Below are 25439 nucleotides of genomic sequence, written 5' to 3' on the forward strand. Positions count from 1 at the left end.
GTCAGCGGCCTGCGCCGGGCCGCTCGACGCGCTCCCAGCCACGTCGGGGTGCCCGGTTGCCCAGGTGGGTGGTGTCCTTGGTCCGGTAGACGATGTACGGGCGCGTGAGGTAGCCCAGCGGCGCGGAGAACACGTGCACGAGCCGGGTGAACGGCCACAGGGCGAACAGCGCCATGGCACACAGGACGTGCAGCTGGAACGCGAGCGGCACGCCGGCCATGAGCGCGGGCTCGGGCTGGAACGTCAGCAGGCTGCGGATCCACGGTGAGATGGAGCCGCGGTAGTCGTACGCGTCGCCGAGGAGCTGGAACATCACGGTCGCGGTGGTGCCGAGGGCCAGCGTGGCGCCGAGGACCACGTACATGAGCTTGTCCATGCGGGTCGTCGCGAGGAACACGGGCCCGACGGTCCGTCGCCGGTAGATCAGGATCGCCAGCCCGGCGAGGGTCAGCACCGCGGCCAGCGTGCCCGCGAAGGTAGCGACGAAGTGGTAAGCGTGCTCCGTCACCCCGACGGCCTCCAGCCAGGAGCGCGGCACCAGGAGCCCGACCACGTGCCCGCCGATCACCATGAGGATCCCGATGTGGAACATCGGCGACCCGGCCCGCAGCAGCCGCGACTCGTAGACCTGCGACGAGCGCGTGGTCCAGCCGAACCGGTCGTACCGGTACCGCCAGAGGTGCCCGACGACGAACACGGCGCCCGCGATGTAGGGCACGACCACCCAGAGGAGCACGTCACGCGTGGTCATGCCGGGACCTCCGACCGGTGGATGGGGCGGACCGTCGGGAACGGGAGCAGGGGTGCGGACAGGCCGACCGTCTCGCTCGGCGGCCCGCTCGCGACGAGGTCGGCGAACCGGGCGGCCGTCGCCTCGTCGATCTCGGGAAGGGTGAGGCAGACCGCGTCCACCACGTGCGCGTACGGGCTGCCCACGTGGTGCAGCGCCGAGCGGAGCAGCTCGATCCCGGCGCGGTGGGTGCCGAGCAGCGTGTCCGCGACCGGCCCGGGGTCGCGCGCCGACAGCTCGAGGACCGTGGGCAGGTGGTCGGGCAGCTCGTCGTCCCGCGGCACCCAGCCGCACGCGCGGTACGCCTCCACGAACGTCACGAGGGCCATGCCCCGGCGACGGGTGTCACCCGCCGCGTAGTACGAGAGGTACAGCGCGCACCGGCGGCGCTGGTCGAAGGTCTCGACGTAGTGCACCTGCTGGGCGTGGAGGTCGAGCGCGTCGGCGGCGTCCAGGAACCGGGCGAACGCCGACGCGACCGGTGCGGACAGGATCGCGGTCGAGGCGCGCAGGAGCCCCAGCCGGTCGCGCAGCTCGGAGGTCGGGTAGTCGAGCAGCAGCGACGCGGCCATGTGCGCGACGACGCGCTCCCTCGGGTGGGCGACGACGGGGTCGAGGAACGGCAGCGACGGGGGCCGGCCGGTGCCGGGACGGCGGCTCACGCGTCCGCCTCCGGCCCGTCGCCGTAGCCGTCCTGGCCGGGTTCCGGGGGGAACAGACCGGGCGGTGCGCCGTTGCCGTCCCAGTTCAGCAGGTTGACCCGGGTGGGCTGCGACGGTCCGGCGGCGTTGTCCGCGGTCTGCCGGTTGCGCAGCGCATGGAACGTCTCGACGGCGGCACGCACCGGGCGCCCCGACGACGATCCGAACCGCCCGCCGCCGCCCATGCCCGGGCCACCGTCGACGTCGAGCGAGCAGCCGGACGCGGTCTCCTCCAGCGCGGCCGCGCTCTCGGCGTGCGCGGCGGGGATGACGTAGCGGTCCTCGTACTTCGCGATGGCGAGCAGCCGGTACATGGCCTCGATCTCCTCGGCCGTCATGCCGACGGCCTGGGCGATGCGCGGGTCCTGCGCGGTGCCGAGGTTGACGTTGCGCATGTGGGCCCGCATCGCGGCGAGCCGCTGGAGGACGGCCGTGACGGGTGCGGTCTCGCCCGCGGTGAACAGGCCCGCGAGGTACTCCACCGGGATGCGCAGCCGGTCGATCGCGGCGAACAGCGTCCTCGCGTCCTCCCCGTCGTTGCCGGACCCGGCCACCACGTCCACCACGGGCGACAGCGGCGGGATGTACCAGACCATCGGCATCGTGCGGTACTCCGGGTGCAGCGGCAGGGCCACCTGGTACGTGCTGATGAGCGCCCAGATCGGCGAGCGCTGTGCGGCGTCGATCCAGTCGCGCGGGATCCCCTCACGCTCCGCGCCCGCGACCACCTCGGGGTCGTGCGGGTCGAGCAGCACGGATCGCTGGGCGTCGAGCAGCTCCGCGGGGTCCTCCACGGACGCGGCCTCGAGCACCCGGTCGGCGTCGTAGAGCACCAGCCCGAGGTAGCGCAGCCGGCCGACGCACGTCTCCGAGCACACGGTCGGTAGGCCGACCTCGAGGCGCGGGTAGCACATGGTGCACTTCTCGGCCTTGCCGGTCTTGTGGTTGAAGTAGACCTTCTTGTACGGGCAGCCCGACACGCACATGCGCCAGCCCCGGCACTGGTCCTGGTCCACGAGCACGATGCCGTCCTCGGCCCGCTTGTACATGGCGCCCGACGGGCACGACGCGACGCAGGACGGGTTGAGGCAGTGCTCGCAGATGCGCGGCAGGTAGAACATGAACGCCTGCTCGAGCTCGGCGGTGACGCTCTCGCTCATCTGCTTCAGGACCGGGTCGTCCTGCATGGTCTCCATCGACCCGCCCAGGTTGTCGTCCCAGTTGGCCGACCAGTGGATCTGCATGGCCTTGCCCGTGAGCAGCGACATGGGCCGCGCGACCGGCGTGTGCTCGCCCTGCGGGGCCGAGAGCAGGGTGTCGTACTCGTACGTCCACGGCTCGTAGTAGTCGCGGATCTCCGGCAGCCTCGGGTTGCTGAAGATGTGCGCGAGCTTGGTGAACCGGCCCCCGGACCGCAGCTTCAGCCGCCCCCGCCTGGTGCGGACCCAGCCGCCGCCCCACTTCTCCTGGTCCTCGTAGCCGCGCGGGTAGCCGACGCCGGGCCGGGTCTCGACGTTGTTGAACCAGACGTACTCGACGCCCGTGCGGTTCGTCCACGCCTGCTTGCACGTGACCGAGCACGTGTGGCACCCGATGCACTTGTCGAGGTTCATCACCATCGCCATCTGCGCCATGACCTTCATGCGAGGCTCCCTCCGGTGCGGCCCATCAGTACGTCACGTCCTGCGAGCGGCGGCGGATCGTCGTGACCTCGTCGCGTTGGTTGCCCGTGGGGCCCAGGTAGTTGAAGGCGAACGAGAGCTGGGCGTACCCGCCGATCAGGTGCGACGGCTTGAGCAGCACGCGGGTCAGCGAGTTGTGGATACCGCCGCGCAGGCCGGACGTCTCCGACCGCGGGACGTCCACCGTGCGGTCCTTCGCGTGGTACATGAAGACGGTGCCGGCGGGCATCCGGTGGCTGACGATGGCGCGCGCCACGACCACGCCGTTGCGGTTGTACGCCTCGACCCACTCGTTGTCGCGGACGCCGATCGCGGTCGCGTCCTGCGGGGACATCCAGATCGTCGGGCCGCCCCGGGACAACGAGAGCATGAACAAGTTGTCCTGGTACTCCGAGTGGATCGACCACTTGGAGTGCGGGGTCAGGTACCGCACGGTGACCTCGGCGTGGCCCTCGGACCCGGGTGCGCCCGAGGGGGCCGTCGAGCCGGGGGTGCGGTCGCCGAACAGCCGGCCGAGGTCGAGCGGCGGGCGATAGACGGGCAGGTTCTCGCCGAGCTCGCTCATCCAGTCGTGGTCGAGGAAGAAGTGCTGGCGGCCCGTGAGCGTGTGCCAGGGCTTGAGCTGCTCGACGTTGATCGCGAACGCGGTGTACCGGCGGCCGCCGTGCTCCGAGCCGGACCACTCGGGCGACGTGATGACGGGGACCGGCCGGGCCTGCACGTCGGGGAACGTGATGCGCTTGCCCTCGTGCTCGCGGGCGAGCCAGGCGAGCTCCGTGCCGGTCTGCTGCTCGACGTTCTCGAAGCCCTGCACGGCCAGGCGGCCGTTGGTGGTGCCGGACAGCGCGAGGATCGTCTCGCAGACGTGCTGGGCGGTGGCGAGCCGGGGCCGGCCCGCCGCCGGGCCGTCGGTGACGACGCCGTTGAGCCGTCCCAGCTCGGCGACCTCGACGTCGGGCAGGAACTTCACGCCCTTGGTCACCATGCCCGCCGTCGCCGTGAGCGGGCCGAGCGACGTGAGCCGGTCGGCCAGCGCGGTGTAGTCCCGCTCGACGACGACGAGCTTCGGCATGGTCACGCCGGGGACCAGGTCGTGCACGTCCTCGACGGTGCCGTGCGGGGTGTTCATCTCGTCCGGGGTGTCGTGCATCAGCGGCACGGCCACGAGGTCCTCGCGCTTCCCGAGGTGCCCCACGGCCGCCTTCGAGACGGCCTTGGCGAGCGTGACGAAGATGTCGAAGTCCGTGCGGGTCTGCCACGGCGGCGCGATGGCCGGGTTGAACGAGTGCACGAACGGGTGCATGTCCGTCGTGGACAGGTCGTGCTTCTCGTACCAGGTCGCTGCGGGCAGCACGACGTCGGAGAACAGCGTGGTCGACGTCATCCGGAAGTCGCTCGTGACGAGCAGGTCGAGCTTGCCGCGGGGGGCCTCGTCGTGCCACGTCATGCTCGCGGGGCGGCGGTCCGGCCCGGACTCCTCCGCCATGACAGCCGCGTCGGTGCCGAGCAGGTGGCGCAGGAAGTACTCGTTGCCCTTGCCCGACGAGCCGAGCAGGTTGGCCCGCCAGATCGTCAGCACCCGCGGGAAGTTCTTCGGGTCGTCGGGGTCCTCGCACGCGAACCGGAGGCGGCCCTCGCGCAGCTCGTCGACCACGTACGCCGCCGGGTCCACCCCCGCGGCGCGCGCCTCGTCGACGAGGTCCAGCGGGTTGCGGTCGAACGTCGGGTACGACGGCATCCAGCCGCGCTTCGCGGACTCGACGAGGCAGTCGGCCGTGGTCCGGCCCGCGAACTTCCCCTCGGCGAGCGGGGAGGCGAGCGCGTCGGCGGGCAGCCCGTCGTACCGCCACTGGTCGGTGGCGAGGTACCAGAACGCGGTGCCGATCATCTGCCGGGGCGGACGGACCCAGTCGAGCCCGAACGCGTACTGCGCCCAGCCGGTCACCGGCCGGCACTTCTCCTGGCCGACGTAGTGCGCCCAGCCACCCCCGTTGACGCCCTGGCAGCCGGTCATCGTGACGAGCGCCAGGAACGTGCGGTAGATGGTGTCGGAGTGGAACCAGTGGTTGGTGCCCGCGCCCATGAGGATCATCGAGCGGCCGCCCGACGCCTCCGCGTTCTCGGCGAACTCGCGCCCGATCCGCTCGGCGGCAGACGCGGGGACCCCGGTGATCTCCTCCTGCCAGGCGGGCGTGCCGGGAGTGCTCGGGTCGTCGTAGCCGGTCGGCCACGAGCCCGGCAGGCCGTCGCGGCCGACGCCGTACTGGGCGAGCAGGAGGTCGAAGACCGTCGTGACGAGCGCGCCGCCGACGCGGGTGACCGGGACCCCACGGCGGACCACGCCCGCGCCGCCGGTGTGCTCGCCGTCGGCACCGTCCGCCGCGAGGTCGAACCGGGGAAGGTCGACCGCGACGGCGTCGCCGTCGTGCGAGGCGAGGTCCGCGACGGACATGACGGGCCTGATCGTGCCGAGGTCGAGGTTCCAGGACCCGGCACGCGCGGGGTCGAACCGGTGCCCGAGGCTGCCGTTCGGCACGCGCGGCGAGCCGTCGGCGTCGAGCACCACGGTCATGAACTGGGCGTCCCGGCCGTGGGTGTCGCGCGGGGTGCCGTCCGGACCGGCGACCGGTCCGTCGAGCTGGTCGGCCGTGAGGAACTTGTCCGGCACCCAGGCGTCGCCGCGCTGCTTGAGCGTGACGAGGTGCGTCGCGTCGGTGTACGTGGCCATGTAGTCGGAGAACCGCTCCGTGCGGCGCTCCACGAGGAACTCGCGGAGGATCACGTGGCCCATCGCGGTCGCCAGCGCACCGTCCGTGCCGGGGTGCGGGGCGAGCCACTCGTCGGCGAACTTCGTGTTGTCCGCGTAGTCGGGGGAGACGGTGACGACCTTCTGGCCGCGGTAGCGGGCCTCGGTCATGAAGTGCGCGTCGGGAGTGCGGGTCACCGGCACGTTCGAGCCCCACATCATGAGGTAGCTCGCGTTCCACCAGTCCGCCGACTCCGGGACGTCCGTCTGGTCGCCGAACACCTGCGGGGAGGCGACCGGCAGGTCCGCGTACCAGTCGTAGAACGACAGCATCGTGCCGCCGAGCATCGAGACGAACCGCGCGCCCGACCCGTGCGACACCATCGACATCGCCGGGATCGGGGAGAAGCCGGCCACCCGGTCCGGGCCGTACGTCTTGATCGTGTGCACGTGGGCGGCGGCGACGATCTCGGAGGCTTCGTCCCACGACGCCCGGACGAGCCCGCCCTTGCCGCGCGCCGACTTGTACGACCGGGCCGTCTCGGGGTCGCCGGTCACCGCGGCCCACGCGAGCACGGGGTCGCCCGTCCGCTCCTTCGCCGCCCGGTAGGCCGTGAGCAGCGCACCGCGGACGTAGGGGTACCGCACCCGCGTCGGCGAGTACGTGTACCAGGAGAACGCCGCACCACGCGGGCAGCCGCGGGGCTCGTACTCGGGGGAGTCGGGGCCGACCGACGGGTAGTCCGTCTGCTGGGTCTCCCACGTGATGATGCCGTCCTTGACGTACACCTTCCACGAGCACGAGCCGGTGCAGTTCACGCCGTGCGTGGAGCGGACCACCTTGTCGTGCGACCAGCGGTCCCGGTAGAACGAGTCGCCCGAGCGGCCGCCCTCCAGGAACAGCGCCCGCTTGTCCGGCGACATCGTGCCGGGCCGCAGGTGGGAGCCGAGGCGCAGGAGCGCGTCGACGGCGGCGTTGTCGGTCCCGGGCCCGTCCGTCCGTGCGGTCACAGCGTTCTCCTCTGGGGGTGGTGCGTCAGCTGGGGCGGGGTGCGCCGGGGCGGGCGTACTGCAGCCACACGAGCACCGTGCAGGCCGCGAAGTAGACCGCTGCGCCGATGAAGAACGCCTGCGGGGCGACGAGCGAGAGGCCGACGCCGACCAGGAACGGGCCGAACGCCGCGATGGCCGACGTGAAGCCGATGACGCCACCGGCCCGCCGGCGGTCGAAGATCATCGGCATCTGCTTGAACGTGCCCGCGTTGCCGATCCCGGCGAAGGTGAAGATCGCGAGCATCCCGCCGAGGAACAGCCCGAACGAGCTGGTGTCCTTGGGGTCCAGGTAGAAGATCGTGAACACCGTCGAGATCGTCATGCCGATGCCGGAGACGAGCGTCCAGACCGCCCCGCCGAACTTGTCGCACAGCGGTCCCCAGGCGGCCCGGGTCAGGGAGCCGAGGAGCGGGCCGAGGAACACGTACTTCAGCGCGTCGGGCGCACCTTCCATGCCGTCGTACAGGTTCTTGATGAGCAGGCCCATCTGGGCGGCGAAGCCGGAGAAGGCGCCGAAGGTCATGAGGTAGATCGCCGTCATGTACCAGGTGTGCTTCTCGCCGAAGATGTCGAGCTGCTGGCGGAAGTTGGCCGTGACCGGCACGCGGCGCAGCCAGACCGCGGCCATCACCATGCCTAGCACCACCCACGGGATGAGCACCAGGCCCGCGTTGTGCAGCCAGATCGTCGAGCCGTCCGCCTTCTGCTGCGGCGTGAGTGCCGCGGTGCCGAGCAGCCCGAAGCCGATGACCCACGGCACGAGGAACTGGATGAGGCTGACGCCGAAGTTCCCGATCCCGGCCTGCAGGCCCAGCGCCGTGCCGGCCATCCGGCGCGGGAAGAAGTAGCTCGTCGAGGGCATGAAGCCGGCGAACGCGCCGCCGCCCACGCCCGACGCCGCGGCCAGCAGCAGCAGCATCGAGTAGGGGGTGGTCGGGTCCTGGACGGCGAGCACCCAGCCGACCATCGGCAGGAGCAGCAGCGTCGCCGAGCCGCCGACCAGGGTGCGCGTCCCGACGACAGGCGGCAGGAACGTGTAGATCAGCCGGGAGAGGCCGGCCGCGAGGCCAGGGATCGCCGCGAGCCAGTAGAGCTCGCCCTTCGTCAGGTCGTACCCGATGTCGTTGAGGCGGGGCGCGATCGCGCTCACCAGGTACCAGACGCAGAACGCGAGCGTGAGGTTGTACGTGGTGATCCACAGCGTGCGCCAGGCCAGCCGCCGGTCCCAGGTGGACTCGTTCTCGGGGTCCCACGCCGACAGGTCAGGCCCGCGCAGCAGGGTGAGGGTGGGCATCGGGACCTCCCGCGGTGGTTCGCTCCGTGAGCCCGTCTTCGGGTTCCCCCGGAGCATGTCCACCGGGTCGGGGGCGGTGCACGTCAAAGCACCGTGGAAAACCCGTTCGGCTCAGAGCGGGTCGACCGGGCCGTCCGGGTCGTCGCGTCGGAGCTGCAGCACGCAGTGCTCGGGCCCGACGAACGGCAGGAGCTCGCGCGCCGCGACCGGTCCCGGCACGGCGTCGAGCACGCCCTGCGCCAGGCCGAGGTGCACGTTGCACACGACCTCGGGCCGTTCCCGCGCCAGCTCGATGAACGGGCACCGGTACAGGTGGAACGACAGGTGCTCGCGGTCGAGCTCGGGGTCGAACCCGAGCCGGTCCAGGTGACCCTCCAGCGCGTCGAGCTGGCGGTCGGCCTGAGGCGTGCCGGAGGTCGCGGCCGGCGGCTCGTGCGGGGGGAGATCGTCGACCATCGCGCGGCCCGCCGCCTGCGCGGCCCGAGGCGCGGAGGGGACCTCCCGGCCGTAACCCTCCAGCAGCACCCGGGTGAGCGCGACCCGCGCGATGGACTCCTCGATGCGGCGCTGTGCCTGCGGGTCGGAGCGCAGGTCGTCGGCGGACACGGCCCGGTAGACCATCCGCGGCCGCCCTCGCACCGTGCGGTGCTCGGGCGCGCGCTGCGCGAACCCGTCGGCGACCAGCCGCTGGAGGTGCTCGCGCGTGGTGTTCTCGTGCAGGCCGGTCGCCGTGGCGAGCTCGCCGATGGTGTGCTCGCCGCCGTCCTGGAGCAGGTGCAGCAGGTCCACGCGGCTGCCGGACGCGAGGGTGCGCGCGGCGGACGTGCGGCGGACGGACATGCATGAAGTATCGGTCGCCCGACGGGGTCGGGTGCGCGGGTCGGAGGTCCTGGACACCGGGACCTCCGACCCAGGCGGACTGCGTCGTGGAAAACTAGCGTCGGCCCCGTGGAAAACCATCCCGGCCGGATGCGCCCGCCGCTGCGCGTCCTCATGCTCGCACCGGCGGGGCTCGCGCTGCTCGCCGGGCTCGACGGCGCGCTCGTGCTGCTCGGTGTCGGCGCGCCCGTCCGCACCGACCGGCTCGCCGACGTGCACGGCCAGCTCATGGTGCTGGGGGTCGTCGGCACGCTCGTCGCGCTGGAGAGGGCCGTCGCCGTGCGGCGCGTCGCCGCCTACGCGTCGCCCGTGCTGCTCGCCGCCGGGTCGCTCGCGCTGCTGAGCCCGGCTCCTGCGGCCGTCGGGCGCGCGCTCCACCTGGCCGGCATGCTCGCGCTCGTCGGGATCTACGTGCTCGTGTGGCAGCGCCAACCGGCCTCCGCGGTCGCCGTGCAAGGGGCCGGGGCGCTGGCTGCGGCCGGGTCCGCGCTGCTGGTCCTCGCGGGCGTGCCGGTACCGGTCGCCACGCCGTGGTTCGTCGTGTTCCTCGTGCTCACGGTCGTCGGCGAGCGCATCGAGCTCATGCGCTTCGCGGCACCGTCCGTGGCCGTCCGTGCGGCGCTCGTCGTCGCCTCGCTCCTGCTGGTGGCGGGAGCCGCGGTGGCGCTGCTGCACCCGCGGACGGGTGGCGCCGCGCTGGGCGTGGCGCTCGTCGGGCTCGCGGTGCTCCTCGCCCGCCACGACGTGGCCCGCCGGACGATCCGCTCCACGGGACTGCCGCGGTTCATGGCGGCGGCCATGCTCGCCGGGTTCGCATGGCTGACCGTCGCGGGCGCGATCTGGCTGGTCGCCGGGGCCGTCACCGAGGGGCCGGTGTACGACGCCGTGCTGCACGCCGTGTTCCTGGGGTTCGTGATGTCGATGGTGATGGCGCACGCGCCCGTGATCCTCCCGGCGGTGCTGCGCCGCCCCCTGCCGTACCGGTCTGTCATGTTCGCGCCGCTGGTGCTCCTGCACGTGTCCCTCGCGTACCGGCTGCTCGCCGGGGACGCGTGGGGGAGCGTCACCGCGGTCCGGGTCGGCGGCGTGGCGAACGTCGTCGCCGTCCTGGGGTTCCTCGCGGTCGCGGTGTGCAGCGTCGCCGCAGGTCCACCCGCCCGCGCCGCGAGCCGTGGCGAGGCGGCCGACGAACCCGCAGCGGCGGTCGTCGCAACCGCCGCCACCGAGCCGCACCCGCCGGTGGGACCGCACCCGCCGGTGGGACCGCACCCGCCGGCCGGACCACACCGGCCAACCGGGCCGCACCCGCCCGCCGCGCCGGTCGGGATCACGGTCCGCACGGAGCCGGTGACCTCGGTGAGCCCCGGATGAGCCGCGCGTCGTGGCACCTGCGCGCCAACGCCCTCGTGGCCGTGTGGCTCATGGCTGCCGTCCTGCTGGCCCTGGGGCACCGCGCGGTCCCCGCCGCGACCCTGCTGATGGTGCACCTGCTCCTGCTCGGTGCCGTCAGCACCGCGATCCTGGTGTGGAGCGCGCACTTCGCGGACACCCTCCTCCGGCACCCGGCCCCGGGCGGGCGCACCGCGCTCACCGTGCGGCTCGCGGCCCACACCGTGGGCGCGCTGGCCGTCGTCGTCGGGATCGCCGGGTCGTCCACGGTGCCGGTCGTCGTCGGTGGCGTCCTCGTCGCCGCCGCCGCGCTCGGCCAGGTCCTCGTCATCGTCGTGCAGTCGCGCGCCGCCCTGCCCTCCCGGTTCGGCCACGCCGCCCGGTACTACGTGGCGGCCGGTCTCGTGCTGCCCGTCGCGGCGGCGTGCGGTGTCGTGATGGCCCGCGGCCACGTCTCGGACGACGTGCACGCCCGGCTGTACGTGACGCACGTGGCGCTCGCGCTGCTCGGCTGGGTCGGGCTCACGGTGCTGGGCACGCTCGTGGTGCTGTGGCCGACGGTCCTGCACGCCCGGATCGAGCCGTCGCACGAGCGGGCCGGCCGCCGGGAGCTGCCGTCGGTGCTCGGCGGGCTGCTGCTGGTGGCCGCGGGCGCCGGGACCGGGTGGCGGCCGCTCGTCGGGCTCGGTGCCGTCGTCGTGGCGGCCGGCACCGTGCTCGGCGCCGTCGTCATGGTCGCGCAGGCCCGGACGGCGTCGCCGCGCACCTACGCCGCCTGGAGCCTCGCGGCGTCCGTGCTGTGGCTCGTGGTGTGCACACTCGCCTTCGGCGGGATCGTGGTCGCCGCACCCGGCTGGGTGGAGGCGGCCGACGGCGTGCGGGTGCTCGTCGCGCCGTTCGCGGTGGGCTTCGCGGCGCAGGTGCTGGTCGGCTCGCTGTCCTACCTCCTGCCCGTGGTGCTGGGCGGTGGCCCGTCGGTCGCCCGGCGCACCTCCGCGGAGCTGGACCGCGGCGGGCTGGTGCGGGTGGTGCTCGTGAACGGCGGGCTCATGCTGTTCGCCGCGCCCGTGCCCAGCGCGGTCCGGGTGCTCTCCTCGGTGGTGGCGCTCGGTGCCCTCGTCGCGTTCCTGGCGCTCGCCGGGCGCGCCGCGCGGGCGGCCCTGCGCCCGGACGGTGCCCTGGTGCCCGTCCCGGAGCCGGTCGCGGGGTCGACGCGCAGCGGCGCCGCCGTCGTCGCGACCGGTGTGCTGGCCATGGCCGTCGCGCTGGGGGTCGCCGTCGACCCCGCGGCCGCCGGCATCGGCGTCGCTCCCCAGGTGGACGCTGCCGCGACGGGGCACACCACGACCGTCGCGGTGCGTGCGCGCGACATGCGGTTCAGCCCGGCAGCGGTGCAGGTCCCCGTCGGGGACCGGCTCGTGATCGTCGTGACGAACGAGGACGACGACGTCCACGAGCTCGTCGTCGAGAACGGCGCACGCTCCGGCCGGTTGTCGCCCGGTGGGGAGGGCACGGTCGACGTGGGCGTCGTCGGGGCCGACCTCGACGCGTGGTGCCCGGTGGCCGGTCACCGGCAGATGGGCATGGTGCTGGCCATCGAGGTCGAGGGTGCTCCCGTTGCGGCGCCCACCAGCGCAGCGACCGCGCACACCGGGCACGGCATGCCCGGCACGACGGACGCCGGGTCCACCGGGCACACCCCGCCCACGACGACGGACGCCGGATCCGCCGCCGCCGCGATCGACCTCATGGCCGCCCCGGGACCGTCGTTCACGCCGCGCGACGCGACCCTCGCCCCCGCGTCTCCGGGCCCGACGACCCACCGGGTGACCCTCGAGGTCCGGGAGGTCGTCCGCGAGGTCGCGCCCGGCGTGACCCAGACCCTCTGGACGTTCGGCGGCCGGGCCCCGGGGCCGGTGCTGCGCGGCCAGGTCGGCGACCGGTTCGAGATCACGCTCGTCAACGACGCCTCGATCGGGCACTCGGTCGACTTCCACGCGGGCGCCCTCGCCCCCGACGACGTGATGCGCACGATCCAGCCCGGTGAGTCCCTCACGTACGGGTTCACGGCCACCCGCTCCGGGATCTGGATGTACCACTGCTCGACGATGCCCATGGCGATGCACATCGCCAACGGGATGTTCGGTGCGGTCGTCATCGACCCGCCCGGCCTGCCGGCCGTGGACCGCGAGTACGTCGTCGTGCAGTCCGAGCTGTACCTCGGCCCGCAGGGCGACGTCGCCGACGCCGCCAAGATCGCCGCGCGCACCCCGGACCTCGTGGTGTTCAACGGGTACGCGAACCAGTACCGCGACCGGCCGCTCGCCGCCGTGGCCGGGGAGCGGGTCCGGTTCTGGGTGCTCGACGCGGGGCCGAACCTGTCGAGCGCCTTCCACGTGGTCGGCGGCCAGTTCGACACCGTCTACCGCGAGGGCGACTGGACGCTGCGCGACGGCGGCTCCACCGGGACGGGCGGTGCGCAGGTGCTCGACCTGGCGCCCGCGCAGGGCGGGTTCGTCGAGCTGATCTTCCCCGAGCCGGGTACCTACGCGTTCGTGTCGCACGCGATGGCCGACGCCCAGCGGGGTGCCGTCGGGCGGGTGCGGGTCACCGGCCGCGACGGCTGAGGGGTCTCAGGGCCGAGCGGTCCGTGCCCAGCGCCCCGTCGCGTCACGCAGCGCGCGCATCCGGTCGGGGAGCACGGCCGGGAAGTCGCGACGGCCGGCCGGCACCATCCGCAGCCACACGGCGGCGCGCGGAAGGTGCGAGAGCACCGCGGCAGCCTCGGCGTCGGCGCGCAGCTGCGGTAGGTCCGCGACCTCGGCGAAGTGCTGCAGGTACGCCCGGGCCAAGGTCTCGACCTCCGCCGACCCGACCGGCACGCCCAGGTCCGACGCCGCATGGGGCAGCGCGTTGGCGAGGCCGAGGAACGGGTGTCCGACGACGGCGTCCGCCCAGTCGAACAGCATCCCGGAACGGGCGAAGACGTTGCCCCGGTGCGGGTCGTTGTGCTCGAGCGTCGGGGCGAGCGGGCTCGCGGCCAGCCGGTCGGCGACGTCCTCCAGCACAGGAGCCAGGGCCAGCACGGCGGCCGACTCCGCCTCGGTCAGCCGGTGAGCGCCGTGGACGGTGGGATCGGCAGCGGCGGCGACGGCCGGCTCCAGGACCGCGAGCGGCAACCTGCCCCGCATGTCCGGGACGCCGGCCCGGGCGGCACCGTCGGCCAGCCCGGCCAGCCGGTGCTGCGTCCGCGCGTAGCGGGCCAGCAGCCCGTCCCACGCCACCGTTCCTGCCGGGCCCTGCTCACGCAACGTCGGGCCGCCGTCCGGCATCAGGAGCCATCGGGCCGCTCGACGTCCACGGCCAGCGCCGGCACGGCGACGTCGAGGCCCGCGGCGGTGACCAGGTCCACGATCGCCGCCTCGTGCGCGAAGCCCCGGGCGTTCGCCTTGATCCACACCCGGCCGCTCGCGGTGTCGGCGGCGGTGACGAAGGACCAGTGCCGTTCCCGGGTGGCTCCCGGGACGGTGGTGAGCCGGTCCGTCCCCAGCCGTTCCGCGGCCCACCGCAGGAGGGCGCTGTGATCCGCACCGACGGTGGTCGCGGGAACGTCCCCGAACGTGCGTGCCGCCGTGCTGCGCGAGCCGGTCGTCATGCGTCGATGGTGGCCTCCGCCGGCAGGGACGCCAAGGGTCACCCGCGGGCCGCGAGCATCTCCACCAGGCGGTCGACGAGCTCGGCCTGTGCGCGGACCACCACGCGACGCGCCTCGTCGGGAGGGAACCAGGCGGCCCGGTCGACCTCCGGCACCTGCAGCCGCCGCCCCGACCGCGGCGGCCACTCGACCTCGACGAGGTTGCTCCGCACCGTCGTCACGTCGAGGTCGCCCTCCCGGGCCCACGCGACGACCGTCTTCCCGCCGCTCTGCCGTACCTGCCCCAGCTCGAGGTCGTCGACCAGCGCGGGTGGCGGTGGGCTGCCGAGCTCCTCGGTGAACTCCCGCACCGCGACGTCGTGCAGCGCCTCGTCCGGCCCGGGCTCGCCCTTCGGGATCGACCAGGCGCCCTCGTCCTTGCGGGCCCAGAACGGACCGCCCATGTGCCCGAGCAGCACCTCGACGCCGCCCGGCACCCGGCGGTAGAGCAGCAGCCCCGCACTCGTCCGCACCCCGCCCCCGTCCCGACGACGCGCGCCGCGCTAGGAGGAGTGCCCGAGCGCGTCGATCGCCGCCATCTCCTGGTCGTCGAGCGTGAACCCCAGCACGTCGAGGTTCTCCTTGAGCCGCTCCGGGCGCACCGACTTCGGGATCACCACCACGTCGTGCTGCAGGTGCCATCGCAGCACCACCTGCGCGGGCGTGACGCCGTGCGCCTCGGCCGCCCGCACGAGGGCGTCGGCACCCAGGTCCACCCGCTTCAGCGGGCTGTAGCCCTCGACGAGCACGCCGCGCTCGCGGTGTGCGGCGAGCAGCCCCAGGTCGTGGTCCCGGGGGCCGTAGGGGATCTGGTTCACGGCCGGCGCCTCGCCCGTCACGGCGATGAGCTCGTCGATCTGCTCGATCGAGTAGTTCGACACCCCGATCGACCGGACCAGCCCTTCGTCCCGGGCCTCCCGGAACGCCTGCCACGTCTCCGGCGTGGCCTGCCGGTGCGGGGGCCAGTGCACGAGCCACAGGTCCACATGGTCGACGCCGAGCAGCACCAGGGACTCCATGAGGGTCTGGCGCTCGCGGCCCGCGTGGTCGGGCGGCAGCTTCGTGGTGAGGAACACGTCGTCCCGGCCGAGGCCGACGGTCGACAGCGCGCGGCCCACCTGGCCCTCGTTGCCGTAGGCCGTGGCGGTGTCCACGTGCCGGTAGCCGAGCTCGATCGCGGCAACGACCGCACGCTCGGCCTCGTCGGCCTCGGACTGCCAGGTGCCCAGACCGAGCACGGGGATGCGGCCGCCCGGCAGGGGCAGCGTGGGGATGCTGGTGGTCGTCATCGGCCCAGTTTCACCCGACGTCCGACGATGCGCGTCCGGACCCGGGGGCCGGCGAGCCGCAGGCCCGGGCGCTCGACCCGGTCGCTCCGGCCCGCCGGGTCCACCGGTTCACCCCGCGCGGCCCTTCAGGCAGGTGCGCCGACAGCCGATCGGACGCCAGGCCCCCCGGTGGGGTCGGCAAGGTCGGAGCCGTGCCCGACCCACGAGCTCGACGGATGTCCGGAGGTGACGATGGCTGCAGCTGCGCGCCGCCGGTTTCGGGACCTCCCGGCCGTCTCGTGGAAGACCTTCCTCGCCGCCGGCCTCCTGCTGACCGCGGCGGTGATGGTCGTGCCCGGCTGGGCCGGAGAGCTGCTCTGGGACGTCGTGCCGGTGCTTGCCGTGGCTGCGATGGTGGCGGGTGTCCGCCGGCGCCGCCCGGCGGCCCCCGCCGCGTGGTGGTGGCTGATCGCCGGGACGGCCTGGTGGGCGGTCACCGATGTCGCCTGGACCGCCTGGTACGTGGCCGTCGGCGGGGACGCCGAACGCGTCCCCCTGTGGTTCGACGCGGTCTACGCGCTCACGTACCTGCTGCTCACGGTCGGCCTGGCGCTGCTGCCCCGCAACTCGCTGCGCAGCCGGCACGAGAGCGCGTCGAAGGACGCCGTCGTCGTGGTCGTCGGCATGGGGCTCCTCTACTGGGCGCTGGTGTACCGCAGCTTCCTCGGCGCCGACGTGCTCGCCGACCCGGGCCGCCTCATCGCCGTCGTCTCGCTCGCGATGGGGCTGGGCGTGCTCCTCATGGGTGCGCGGCTGTGGTTCCGGTACGGCAACCGCAACGGCGCCTACGCCCTGCTCGGCTGGGGCATCGGCGCGTCCACGCTCGGCGACATGCTCTACACGGTGACGCTCATGGGCGACGGCAGCCCGGGGATCTCGCTGCTCGACACCTCGTTCGCCGAGGGTGTCGGGAGCGCGAGCTGGCTGCTGTGGTTCGTGCTGTTCGGCACCGCCGCCCTGCACCCCGGCGTCGCGGGATCGGACGACGCCACGCCCAGCGTGGGGCTGACCGTCGCCCGCGGCGGCGTCTTCGTGGCCGTCTCGACGGTGGGCCCGGTGACGTTCCTCCTGACGTTCCGGCCCGGCTCCCTCGTGACGATGGCCTGGTCCGACCTCGCGGTGCCGCTCCTCACCGTCACGATGCTCTCCGCCTTCCTCGTGGCACGGCTCGTCGCGGGGACCAGCACGGCGCAGCGCCGCGCGATCCAGCTCGACCGTCAGGCGGCGGAGCTGTCGCAGGCCCTGCGGGAGCAGAGCGGGCTCCAGGAGCTCCTCAGCCACCAGGCGCTCCACGACCCGCTCACCGGGCTCGGCAACCGTGCCTACTTCACCGACCGGCTCTCGGACCTCCCGTCCGGCGACCGGACCACCCGGGCCGTCCTCATGGTGGACCTGGACCGGTTCAAGGACGCCAACGACGACCACGGCCACCCGGTCGGGGACGAGCTGCTGGCACAGGTCGGGCATCGGCTGCAGGAGGTCGTCGCCCGCACGGACACGGTCGCCCGCCTGGGCGGTGACGAGTTCGCCGTGGTGCTCGAGCGGATCGGCGAGGAGGACGCCACGGAGGTCGCCTGGCGGGTGGTGCGTGCTCTCGCCGAGCCGTTCATGGTGGACGGGCGTGACCTGCGGATCACTGCGAGCGCCGGCGTCCGCCTCGTCGACGGCACCGCCACGCCGCAGGAGGTGCTGCGCGACGCCGACCTGGCGCTCTACGCCGCCAAGGCGTCGGGCAAGAACCAGGTCTGCGTGTTCGAGCCGGGGCTGCGCGCCCAGCAGGTCGGACGGCTCCAGCTGGTCGACGGGCTCCGGCACGCCGTGAGCCGCGACGAGATCGTGCTGCGTTACCAGCCCGTCGTCTCCCTCGACGGCGGCGAGGTGATCGCGGTCGAGGCCCTGGCGCGGTGGCACCCGCCGAGCGGCCTCGTCATGCCGGACCAGTTCATCCCCGTCGCCGAGGAGACGGGCCTCATCGTGCCCATCGGTGAGCACGTGCTGCGCCGCGCGTGCCTGGACGCACGGCCGTGGTTCGACCGGCACGGTGTCGCGCTCCACGTCAACGTGTCGGGCCGTCAGCTGCGGGGCCGGGAGATCGTCTCGACCGTGCTCGACGCCCTCGACGCGGCGGGCCTGCCGGGCGCGGCCCTCGTGCTCGAGCTCACCGAGACGGCCCTGCTCGGCCCCGGGCGGGCGGAGACGGCGCTCGGCATCGGGCACCTCGCGGAGCTGCGCACGCACGGCGTGCGGGTCGCGATCGACGACTTCGGCACCGGCTACTCGTCGCTCGCCTACCTGCAGGACCTGCCGGTCGACATCGTGAAGATCGACGGGGCGTTCACCCGGCTCGCGGCCGGCGCCGGCCAGGAGGCCCGTCGGCGTCGGACGCTGGCCGGCGCCATCGTCGACCTGTGCGCGAGCCTGGACCTGCCCGCCGTCGCCGAGCAGATCGAGACCACCGAAGAGGCCGACGCCCTGCGCGTCCTGGGCTGCCTGCAGGGCCAGGGCTACCTGTTCAGCCGTCCCGTGCCGGCCGACGAGCTCGGCACCCTCCTGGGCGGCGCGGCGCTGATCCCGACGCCGGCACCACCACCGGCCGAGGAGCGCCTCGCTCCGGTCCGTCAGGCCTGAGGTGCGCCGGGCCTGAGCTGCGCCGCGCCTGAGCTGAGCCGCGCCTGAGCCGGGCGTGACGTGCGCGGTCGCCCGTCGCTACCCTCCGAGAGTGGCCGCCGCCGAAGCCGCCCGAAGCCCCTTCGAGCCGCCGGCAGTGGCCTGGGTCCCCGTCCTCGCCGTCGCCGGCGCGCTGCTCGTCGTCCTCGTGACGTTCGCAGGTCGCTACGGTCCCCACCGTGACGAGCTGTACTTCGTCGCCGCAGGACGCCGGCTGGCGTGGGGCTACCCCGACCAGCCACCGCTCACCCCGCTGGTCGCCCGCGTCAGCGACCTCGTCGCGCCCGGCTCCGTGACGGCGCTGCACCTGCCGAGCGCGGTCGCGATGGCCGCGTTCGTGCTGCTCGCAGCCCTGACCGCCCGTGAGCTCGGCGGTGGGACGGGCGCACAGGTGCTCACCGCGGTGACGGCGGCGTCCGGTGCGGTCACGGCGATCCTGGGGCACATGCTGTCGACGGCGACCCTCGACCTGCTGTTCTGGACCGCCGTCGTCTACGTGACCGTCCGGGTGCTGCAGCGGGACCAGCCGCGCGGGTGGGTGGTGGTCGGGCTGCTCACGGGGGTCGCGCTGGAGGACAAGCACCTGGTGGCGTTCCTGCTGGCGGGCATCGTGGTGGGGGTGGCGCTGACACCGGCCGTCCGGCACCACCTGCGGTCGCGGTGGGCCTGGCTGGGCGTGGGTGTCGCGCTCCTGCTGTGGCTGCCCAACCTGGCCTGGCAGGGGACGCACGGGTGGCCGCAGCTCGAGCTCGCCGCCGACATCCGGGACGAGTACTCGACGCTCGAGGAGCGGATCACCTACGTCGTGCTCGTGCTCGTCCTCTTCAGCCCTGTCACCGCCGTGCTGTGGGTCTACGGGCTGGTGCGACTCCTGCGGGCGCCCGCGCTGGTGCGGGCGCGACCGATGGCGTTCGCGTTCGTGCTGCTGTTCGTCGGGTTCTTCGTCACGGGCGGCAAGGCGTACTACCTCGCGGGGCTCGTGCCGGTGCTGTTCGCCGCGGGGGCGTGCGGGCTGGCCGAGCGCTGGAGCACGCGTGGCCTGTGGGTCGCCGGGGCCGTGGTGGCGCTGAGCGGGCTCGTGGTGTGGCCGGCGGCGCTGCCGATCCTGCCCGAGCGGGACTTCGGCGAGTCGTTCTTCGCCGACGTGAACGAGGACCAGGCCGAGACGATCGGCTGGCCCCGCCTCGTCGAGACGGTCGACAAGGCGGTGTCGTCGTCGGGCGCCGCCCTCGTCGTGACGGAGAACTACGGCGAGGCGGGCGCGCTGGAGTTCTACGGGTCGCCCGTCCCGGTGCTGAGCGGGCACAACGGGTACGCCGACTGGGGCCCGCCACCGTCGGACGACGGGCCGGTGGTGCTCGTCGGGTTCGACGCCGCGCCGGCATGGGTCGTGGGCTGCGAGCAGGTCGCGACGGTCGACGACGGTGTCGACGTCGACAACGAGGAGCAGGGCGCTCGCGTGTGGGCCTGCGCGGGGCCGCGAGGATCGTGGGCGGAGGTGTGGGACGAGGTGCGTCGGCTGTCTGCGTGAGGCGACCGTGTGCGTCAGCCCGGCCGCGCGGTCGGCGGGCCCAGCTCCGGGCGGGTGCGCCGCCACGACCGCGGTGCCGCCCACCACCACGACTCCGCGAGCATCGCCCTCAGTGTCTCCTCGTCGGCGGCCGCGAGCCTGATCAGCAGGTACGGCGTCCCGGCGTGGTGGTCCGTCGTCTGGAAGAGGTCGGGCTCCTGCCCGACGAGCGCCCGGCGCTCCCCGTCGTCCTCGACGCGCACCGTGACCCGGTCGTCGTCCCACATCCTCGCGACCATGTGGTGGTGGAACCATGCGGGCCGCCCCCAGCTGGACCGCTCCGTGACGTCGGGCAGAGCGAGCGCGAGCCGTCGCACGTCCCCCTCGTCCATGTCACCCATGGTGGCGATGTCCATGGAGCCGTGCCACTCGTACACTTGTTCGATGGTCCGGATCGTCGACTGGTCGAAGTGGCAGCACACGTCACGCGGCTGGGTCCGCGTACCCCCAGGTGGCTGCCCTGCGGGGCACCGATGGACCGCGGACGGCCCGGGCCGGCCGTCCGAGCGGTTCGTCACCTGCGGCTGCACGCTCGACCGGCACCACACGCTGTGGGTCTGCCCGGCCTGCGGCATGCACTGCGCCGAGGGGTGTGCCGACACGAGGCTCTGGTCGGGTCACACCGTCTCAGGGACCGTGACCGCCGACCGGCGCGGGGTCGTCTGAGACGGGTGGTTGGTCTGCGGCGGGAGGTCGTTCTGGGGCGCGGGGTTGCGCTGCGGCGGGGGCGTCCTCGGAGCGGGTGGGCGGCCCGATCGGCGATCTCGACCGGGCTCGTCGCCCGGGCCGTCGCTGGTAGGGCCACGCGAGGAACCAGCCCACGCACACCGCCCCCAGCGCGACGAGCCCCGTCACCATCGCCGACACGAACTGGTGGGTGTCCTGCCTCCACAGCAGCCACAGCCCGAAGGCGGCCAGGAGGGCCACGACGACGAGGCGCGCGGCGAGCGCCTTCTGCTTCCCGTACAGGGCCGACGCGCTGATCCCCGCGAGGACCGCGAGCACCCCGACGAGCGTGAGCGCCACCGGGATCCCGGGGACGACGAAGCCGAGCGCGGTGAGCACGAGCCCGGCGGACGTGGTCATGAGCACCACGTGCCGACCGACGGAGCTCTGCCGGCTGAGGAGGGTGACGAACACCCACAGTGCGCCGGTGTACCCGCGCAGCGCGGACATCACGAACCTCAGCGGACGGAGGTAGGCCTTGTCGGACCTCATCCGGACGAGTGCCGTGCTGAGCGCCGCGGCGTGCGTGACGGTCGTGGCGAACGAGTCGGACCCGTGGTCGTCGAGCAGGCGCTCGTGGCCGATCAGGCGCATGGCCTGGGCTGCGGTCCACAGGTCCTTGGTCGACGGGCGGTCCACCACCAGCCGGGGCCCGTGCACCTCGAGCCAGGCACGGCTCGCGGGCGGCGCGTCGTCGCCCTCCGCGCTGATCGCCCGGGCGAGCTCCGGGAGGTCGTCCCGCAGCCCGGCGACCTGCACGGGCCAGGCCAGCGCCTCGGCGGTGCGCTGCAGGACCACGCCGGAGCAGTCGGGGTCCAGTGCCGCCGCGATCTCGGCGTGCACCTCCGGCTTGATCGCCTCCCACTGCGCGGCCCGCCAGTCCTCGTCGAGGTCGGCGGCGCACGCGATGCGCTCGACCGCCCGGAGCATGTCCTCGGCGGACGTCGACAGCTGGCGCAGCCTGTCGGGCGCCAGCAGCAGCCGGATGACCTGCGTGCTGCCGTCGAGCCGGCCCTGGATCCAGTCGTTGAGCCGCCAGGACGCCCGGTAGAACGCGCCGAAGTGGTTGAGCTGGAACCCGGTGACCGACCCCGGGTCGCCGCAGGAGACCTGGACGAGCTCGACCTCCTGCTCGGTCACCTGCAGCGCACCGGCGGTGGCCATCTGGATGACGTCCAGCTGGAGCAGGCGGGACAGCACCTCCTGCCGGTCCGCCAGGTCGTCGACGAGCCACCTGACGATCCGCGCGAGCTCGCCCACCTCCGTGCCACCGCGGTCCACGCCCGCCGACGGGGACGTGACGACCCTGTGCAGCACGTCCCGGGAGTCGAGCAGGTGCTGGGCGAGCTGCAGGGCCTGGGCGTGCAGCGCGGTCCGGCGTGCGCCCGCTCCCGGCTTGCCGTTCGCGCCTCGGGCGTCCCACTCGGGGATGCGCTCCGCGAACCAGGCGTCGAGCTCGCTGCGGTTGAGCGCGGAGGAGGTCGATCCCGGGAGGGCGCCGCCCGACGTGCCCATCCTGCCGGCGCTGCCCGAGGTACCGGAGCGGGAGGCGGGCGGGATCGGCGTGGTGGTCGGCGCCGACGACCAGTACCGCACGAGCGCGTCGCCGTCCCGGATGATCGCGTCGAGCGTGTGGGAGAGGGCGCGCCGTCGCTCGACGACGTCGGGTGCGTCGTGGGTGCCCGCGAGCCACACCGCCCGCTTGAGCACGTCGACGGTGATGTCGGCGAGCCGGTTCACGGTCGTCTGGCCCCATCGCCAGGTGCTGCCCTCGGTCTGCACGGCGTCCGCGAGCGTCCCCTCGGGGACGAACGGCAGGCCGTGCGGCCGCTGGGCGAGACGGAGCACGGCGTCGGCGAGCTCACGCTCGCTCCAGGCGCGGGCACCTTCCCCCTGCGGCTGGCCGGCGTGGACGAGGCGGGCGATCGTCTCGGCGGCGTCGGCCTGGCGGACGGCCCGGTAGCTCGTCCAGACGGCTCCGGCGATGGGGGACACCCGGGCCGGGGACTCCTGAGGGGCGAGCGGGTCGGAGGTGTCCTCGGGAGTGAGCGCCATGACGAGGGCGGCGCGGCTGCGCCGGCGTTGCCGGACGGCGCTGTTGCGGTCGCGGATCTCCCTGAGCTCGGACGACACCGAGTCGGTGCTCCGCAGGCGGCTGACCACCCCGAGCAGGACGTCTGCCGCCATGGGCGTGGGCGCCTCTCCCGGCCCTGGGCCGGTGGTCTGCTGGTCCGGAGGCACGGGCTCGCCCGCGGACGGGACGACATAGGCGAGCACCCGCCGCACCTGGCGAGCCCCGGGCCGCCGGTAGATCGCTCGCAGGGCCGGGCGGATGGGCTTGTTCCGCAGGACCCCGCCGTCCACCACGAACTGCGAGGTGGAGAACGTCGCGGTCCCGGCCGACGAGCTCCACCGCTCCGGCGTGACCGGGGTCGCGGACGGGACGTCCACCCAGTGCGGCTCGAAGGCGCCGGGGAACGAGGCCGAGCAGCGTGCCGCGCGGGCGAGCTGTTCGACGACGGCCGGCTGGTTGAGCGTCGGCGGCGCCTTGCCGTCGGGGACGTCCGGGGCGCCGACCGTCCCGGTGAAGTGGAACGTCGCGTCGTGGTCGCGCTCGGTGAGGGCTGCACCGAGGTCGTCGCTGAACACGGCGGCGTGCCCGTCCCACAGCGTGCCGGTCAGGATGAGCTCGATGGGCCGCTCGGGGTCGGGTGCGCTGTCGACGAACGCGGGGTTCGCCTGCGAGCCGTGGGTGAGCGTCGTGAGCGCCTGCTCGATCTTGGGCAGGAAGTACTCGTCACCCCGCAGCAGCGACGGGGGGATCTTGGCGAGCGCGGGCCGCAGGAGCGCGGCCAGCGAGCCGTGGTCCCTCCAGAGGTCGCGCAGCGAGTCCAGGTCGGTGCCGTGCGCCTGGGCGAGAGCGAGGAAGGCACCGTTGAGGCCGCCGGCCGAGGTGCCCGCCACGACGTCGACCTCCGCGGTCGCCCGGATCAGGGCCAGCACGTCGGAGTAGGGGCTTCGTTCGTCGCTCCGGCTCGCCAAGGTCAGCTTGTGGAGCTCCAGCACCACGCCGCTCATCCACACGGCGAGGCTCACCCCGCCGCTGAGCACCACGGCGAACCGGATGTCCTGCCAGCCGTCGTCCTTCGCGCCCGTCATCGCCCGCCCCCGCACGGTGTCCCTGATGTGACGAATGTCTGAATTGTGACCTGCGTCACGTCGGAGGTGCAAACGTTTCCCGGGTGAGAAGGGGGTGATCAGTCCGGCTCGACGACGTCCAGCTCGACGAACTCGTCCACGCGCAGGAGGCGCAGAGCCGTCCGGGTCCAGCGGGGCACCAGCCGTGCACCGTCCTCGCCGCGCCGTCGGACGGCATGGGCGACGGCGTACACGCGCCGCCCGCGCACCAGCCGGGCGGGCCGGCCCGCGTCGATGTTGCGCAGCCACTGCACGTCGGGGCCGTACGTGAGGGCGACGGCGAAGCCGCGGGCCGTGGGGAACGCCATGATCGGCGTGCGGTACCGACGGCCCGAGGACCGGCCCACGTGGTGCAGCGTCGCGAAGGGTGGGACGGCGTCCGAGACCCGGCCCAGGAGGGGGTTGGTGAACCGGCGGTTGACGTCGGTCACCCAGTGCGGGATGGGCATCGTCCGACGGTAGCGACGGGTGGGTTCCGCCGCAGCCCGCGTGCGGACCGTAGTGCCGACGGGCGGCGGTCGCGACCGCTCCGGACAGATCTCCACAGGATGTCTCGCGCAGCGGGCTCCGGTTGCCGGTTGCTCGCGCTGATGGTCCGGTGGGGTCGTCCGACGGCGTCGTCCCCCCGGCGACGTCCCCCCGGAAGAGAGGAGAGCGCCATGCTCACCCTGACCGAGAACGCCCGCTCGACCGTCCGTGACCTCACGACCCAGGCCGGGCTGCCGGAGGAGACCGGCGGCCTGCGGATCGCCGAGCAGGAGGCGGGCGGCTTCGAGCTCGCCCTCGTCGCGCGGCCGGCACCGGGCGACGACCTGGTGACCGACGGCACGGCCCGCGTGTACGTCGACCAGGCGGCGTCCGCCGCACTGACCGACCAGGAGCTCGACGTCGACACGGCCGCCCCCGGAGCCAGCTTCACGCTCGCCCCGCAGTGGTCGGAACCCCGCCAGACGTTCCCGGACTTCTGACCGGCACACCCAGCCGCACGCTGTCAGGACGACGAAGGGGGCGAGGGCCGTCACCGGCCTCTCGCCCCCTTCGTCCGCCCGGGGACCTGTTTCTCAGCCGCCGCCGAGGAGCTGGTCGAAGGAGGGGACCGCGTCGTACAACCCCACCGGCGCGGACGGTTCGCGGTCGGCGACCTCCTCGGCGAGCTGACGTCCGGCGCGTCGGATGCGGTCGGGCAGCGGGTTCGTGCCGTCGCCGCCCGCCGTGGCCCAGTCGTCGGTCGCCGCGTACACGGCCGTCGGCACCACGTCGGCCCGCAGGTAGGCGAACAAGGGTCGCATCGCGTACTCCAGGGCGAGGGAGTGCCGTCCGGTGCCGCCGGTCGCACCGAGCAGCACCGGCCGGTCCACCAGCGCGTCCTTGTCGAGGACGTCCATGAACGACTTGAACAGCCCGGAGTAGGACGCGGAGAACACCGGGGTGACGGCGATGAGGCCGTCGGCGGCGGCGACCTGCTCGAGGACGGGCACGAGGTCGCCCGAGGGGAAGCCGGTGAGCGTCATGTTGACCACCTCGTGGGCCACGTCGCGCAGCTCCACGTGCCGGACGCGCGCCGTGATGCCCCGGGCGGCGAGCTCGGTGACGGTCGCCTCGACGAGGCGGTCGGCCAGCAGCCGGGTGGACGACGGCTGGCTGAGCCCGGCGGAGATGACGACGATCGAGCGGTCGTTCATCTGTCCTTCTTCCTTGGTGCTCGTGGTGCGACGGCCGTGG

At 73.7% G+C, this 25439-nt stretch carries 19 protein-coding genes; 5 read left to right on the top strand and 14 right to left on the bottom strand.

Features of this window, described 5'->3' with window-relative positions:
- Position 1 precedes the first annotated feature (1 nt).
- The 6 genes from narI to ACVW07_RS16050 all read right to left on the bottom strand — a co-directional run bounded on the left by narI (position 2) and on the right by ACVW07_RS16050 (position 9106).
- Complete coding sequence (narI, locus tag ACVW07_RS16025; RefSeq protein WP_456820219.1) at positions 2-751, bottom strand: respiratory nitrate reductase subunit gamma; 750 nt, start codon at positions 749-751, stop codon at positions 2-4.
- Positions 748-1452 carry a nitrate reductase molybdenum cofactor assembly chaperone gene (narJ, locus tag ACVW07_RS16030; RefSeq protein ID WP_456820220.1) on the bottom strand — a complete coding sequence of 235 codons (705 nt, stop codon included), beginning with the start codon at positions 1450-1452 and terminating at the stop codon, positions 748-750. Before narJ ends, narI begins: the two co-directional genes overlap by 4 nt.
- A complete protein-coding gene (gene narH, locus ACVW07_RS16035; protein ID WP_456820221.1) occupies positions 1449-3134 on the bottom strand; it encodes a nitrate reductase subunit beta in 1686 nt (561 codons plus the stop codon). Before narH ends, narJ begins: the two co-directional genes overlap by 4 nt.
- A 25-nt stretch (positions 3135-3159) precedes the next feature.
- On the bottom strand, positions 3160-6930 hold the full coding sequence (locus ACVW07_RS16040; RefSeq protein WP_456820222.1) for a nitrate reductase subunit alpha: 3771 nt from the start codon (positions 6928-6930) through the stop codon (positions 3160-3162).
- A 25-nt stretch (positions 6931-6955) separates the two neighbouring features.
- Positions 6956-8266 carry an MFS transporter gene (locus tag ACVW07_RS16045; protein ID WP_456820223.1) on the bottom strand — a complete coding sequence of 437 codons (1311 nt, stop codon included), beginning with the start codon at positions 8264-8266 and terminating at the stop codon, positions 6956-6958.
- 111 nt (positions 8267-8377) lie between these two features.
- Complete coding sequence (locus tag ACVW07_RS16050) at positions 8378-9106, bottom strand: helix-turn-helix transcriptional regulator (protein ID WP_456820224.1); 729 nt, start codon at positions 9104-9106, stop codon at positions 8378-8380.
- A 108-nt stretch (positions 9107-9214) separates the two neighbouring features.
- Between ACVW07_RS16050 and ACVW07_RS16055 the strand changes: the two genes are divergently transcribed.
- The gene (locus tag ACVW07_RS16055; protein ID WP_456820225.1) at positions 9215-10516 is read left to right on the top strand and encodes a hypothetical protein; all 1302 of its coding nucleotides are present in this window, start codon (positions 9215-9217) and stop codon (positions 10514-10516) included.
- Entirely contained in the window at positions 10513-13161 is a 2649-nt protein-coding gene (locus ACVW07_RS16060) for a multicopper oxidase domain-containing protein (RefSeq protein ID WP_456820226.1), read from the top strand. The genes ACVW07_RS16055 and ACVW07_RS16060 overlap by 4 nt, the downstream gene beginning before the upstream one ends.
- A 6-nt stretch (positions 13162-13167) precedes the next feature.
- Here the strand turns inward: ACVW07_RS16060 and ACVW07_RS16065 are convergent, their stop codons facing one another.
- The 4 genes from ACVW07_RS16065 to ACVW07_RS16080 are packed head-to-tail and all read right to left on the bottom strand — an operon-like array spanning position 13168 to position 15517.
- Entirely contained in the window at positions 13168-13866 is a 699-nt protein-coding gene (locus ACVW07_RS16065) for a phosphotransferase (RefSeq protein WP_456820227.1), read from the bottom strand.
- The gene (locus ACVW07_RS16070) at positions 13866-14189 is read right to left on the bottom strand and encodes a hypothetical protein (protein ID WP_456820228.1); all 324 of its coding nucleotides are present in this window, start codon (positions 14187-14189) and stop codon (positions 13866-13868) included. Before ACVW07_RS16070 ends, ACVW07_RS16065 begins: the two co-directional genes overlap by 1 nt.
- A gap of 38 nt (positions 14190-14227) precedes the next feature.
- A complete protein-coding gene (locus ACVW07_RS16075) occupies positions 14228-14701 on the bottom strand; it encodes an NUDIX domain-containing protein (RefSeq protein ID WP_456820229.1) in 474 nt (157 codons plus the stop codon).
- Positions 14702-14731: 30 nt separating this feature from the next.
- On the bottom strand, positions 14732-15517 hold the full coding sequence (locus tag ACVW07_RS16080; protein WP_456820230.1) for an aldo/keto reductase: 786 nt from the start codon (positions 15515-15517) through the stop codon (positions 14732-14734).
- Between the two features lie 231 nt (positions 15518-15748).
- On the opposite strand from ACVW07_RS16080, the gene ACVW07_RS16085 reads away from it, so the two are divergent.
- Together ACVW07_RS16085 and ACVW07_RS16090 are read left to right on the top strand one after the other, a co-directional pair.
- Positions 15749-18184 (top strand): putative bifunctional diguanylate cyclase/phosphodiesterase, encoded by a 2436-nt coding sequence (locus ACVW07_RS16085; protein ID WP_456820231.1) that lies wholly within the window; start codon positions 15749-15751, stop codon positions 18182-18184.
- A 91-nt stretch (positions 18185-18275) separates the two neighbouring features.
- The gene (locus ACVW07_RS16090; protein WP_456820232.1) at positions 18276-19754 is read left to right on the top strand and encodes a glycosyltransferase family 39 protein; all 1479 of its coding nucleotides are present in this window, start codon (positions 18276-18278) and stop codon (positions 19752-19754) included.
- A gap of 14 nt (positions 19755-19768) precedes the next feature.
- Here ACVW07_RS16090 and ACVW07_RS16095 read toward each other — a convergent pair whose 3' ends face one another.
- From ACVW07_RS16095 to ACVW07_RS16105, 3 genes are all read right to left on the bottom strand, one after another.
- Complete coding sequence (locus ACVW07_RS16095; RefSeq protein ID WP_456820233.1) at positions 19769-20170, bottom strand: MmcQ/YjbR family DNA-binding protein; 402 nt, start codon at positions 20168-20170, stop codon at positions 19769-19771.
- A 250-nt stretch (positions 20171-20420) separates the two neighbouring features.
- The gene (locus tag ACVW07_RS16100; RefSeq protein WP_456820234.1) at positions 20421-23678 is read right to left on the bottom strand and encodes a patatin-like protein; all 3258 of its coding nucleotides are present in this window, start codon (positions 23676-23678) and stop codon (positions 20421-20423) included.
- A 98-nt stretch (positions 23679-23776) separates the two neighbouring features.
- On the bottom strand, positions 23777-24166 hold the full coding sequence (locus ACVW07_RS16105) for a nitroreductase family deazaflavin-dependent oxidoreductase (RefSeq protein WP_456820235.1): 390 nt from the start codon (positions 24164-24166) through the stop codon (positions 23777-23779).
- 210 nt (positions 24167-24376) lie between these two features.
- Between ACVW07_RS16105 and ACVW07_RS16110 the strand changes: the two genes are divergently transcribed.
- Positions 24377-24685, top strand: a complete 309-nt coding sequence (locus tag ACVW07_RS16110) for an adhesin (RefSeq protein WP_456820236.1) — start codon at positions 24377-24379, stop codon at positions 24683-24685.
- 93 nt (positions 24686-24778) lie between these two features.
- On the opposite strand, the gene ACVW07_RS16115 is transcribed toward ACVW07_RS16110, so the two are convergent.
- Positions 24779-25399, bottom strand: a complete 621-nt coding sequence (locus ACVW07_RS16115; protein ID WP_456820237.1) for an FMN reductase — start codon at positions 25397-25399, stop codon at positions 24779-24781.
- Positions 25400-25439 lie beyond the last annotated feature (40 nt).

This window comes from Cellulomonas sp. URHB0016, assembly GCF_054057935.1.

Coding starts and splice junctions, on each gene's coding strand:
- narI (WP_456820219.1), bottom strand. CDS start 751: ATGACCACGCGTGACGTGCTCCTCTGGGTGGTCGTGCCCTACATCGCG.
- narH (WP_456820221.1), bottom strand. CDS start 3,134: ATGAAGGTCATGGCGCAGATGGCGATGGTGATGAACCTCGACAAGTGC.
- ACVW07_RS16045 (WP_456820223.1), bottom strand. CDS start 8,266: ATGCCCACCCTCACCCTGCTGCGCGGGCCTGACCTGTCGGCGTGGGAC.
- ACVW07_RS16050 (WP_456820224.1), bottom strand. CDS start 9,106: ATGTCCGTCCGCCGCACGTCCGCCGCGCGCACCCTCGCGTCCGGCAGC.
- ACVW07_RS16060 (WP_456820226.1), top strand. CDS start 10,513: ATGAGCCGCGCGTCGTGGCACCTGCGCGCCAACGCCCTCGTGGCCGTG.
- ACVW07_RS16065 (WP_456820227.1), bottom strand. CDS start 13,866: ATGCCGGACGGCGGCCCGACGTTGCGTGAGCAGGGCCCGGCAGGAACG.
- ACVW07_RS16070 (WP_456820228.1), bottom strand. CDS start 14,189: ATGACGACCGGCTCGCGCAGCACGGCGGCACGCACGTTCGGGGACGTT.
- ACVW07_RS16080 (WP_456820230.1), bottom strand. CDS start 15,517: ATGACGACCACCAGCATCCCCACGCTGCCCCTGCCGGGCGGCCGCATC.
- ACVW07_RS16085 (WP_456820231.1), top strand. CDS start 15,749: ATGGCTGCAGCTGCGCGCCGCCGGTTTCGGGACCTCCCGGCCGTCTCG.
- ACVW07_RS16100 (WP_456820234.1), bottom strand. CDS start 23,678: ATGACGGGCGCGAAGGACGACGGCTGGCAGGACATCCGGTTCGCCGTG.
- ACVW07_RS16105 (WP_456820235.1), bottom strand. CDS start 24,166: ATGCCCATCCCGCACTGGGTGACCGACGTCAACCGCCGGTTCACCAAC.
- ACVW07_RS16110 (WP_456820236.1), top strand. CDS start 24,377: ATGCTCACCCTGACCGAGAACGCCCGCTCGACCGTCCGTGACCTCACG.
- ACVW07_RS16115 (WP_456820237.1), bottom strand. CDS start 25,399: ATGAACGACCGCTCGATCGTCGTCATCTCCGCCGGGCTCAGCCAGCCG.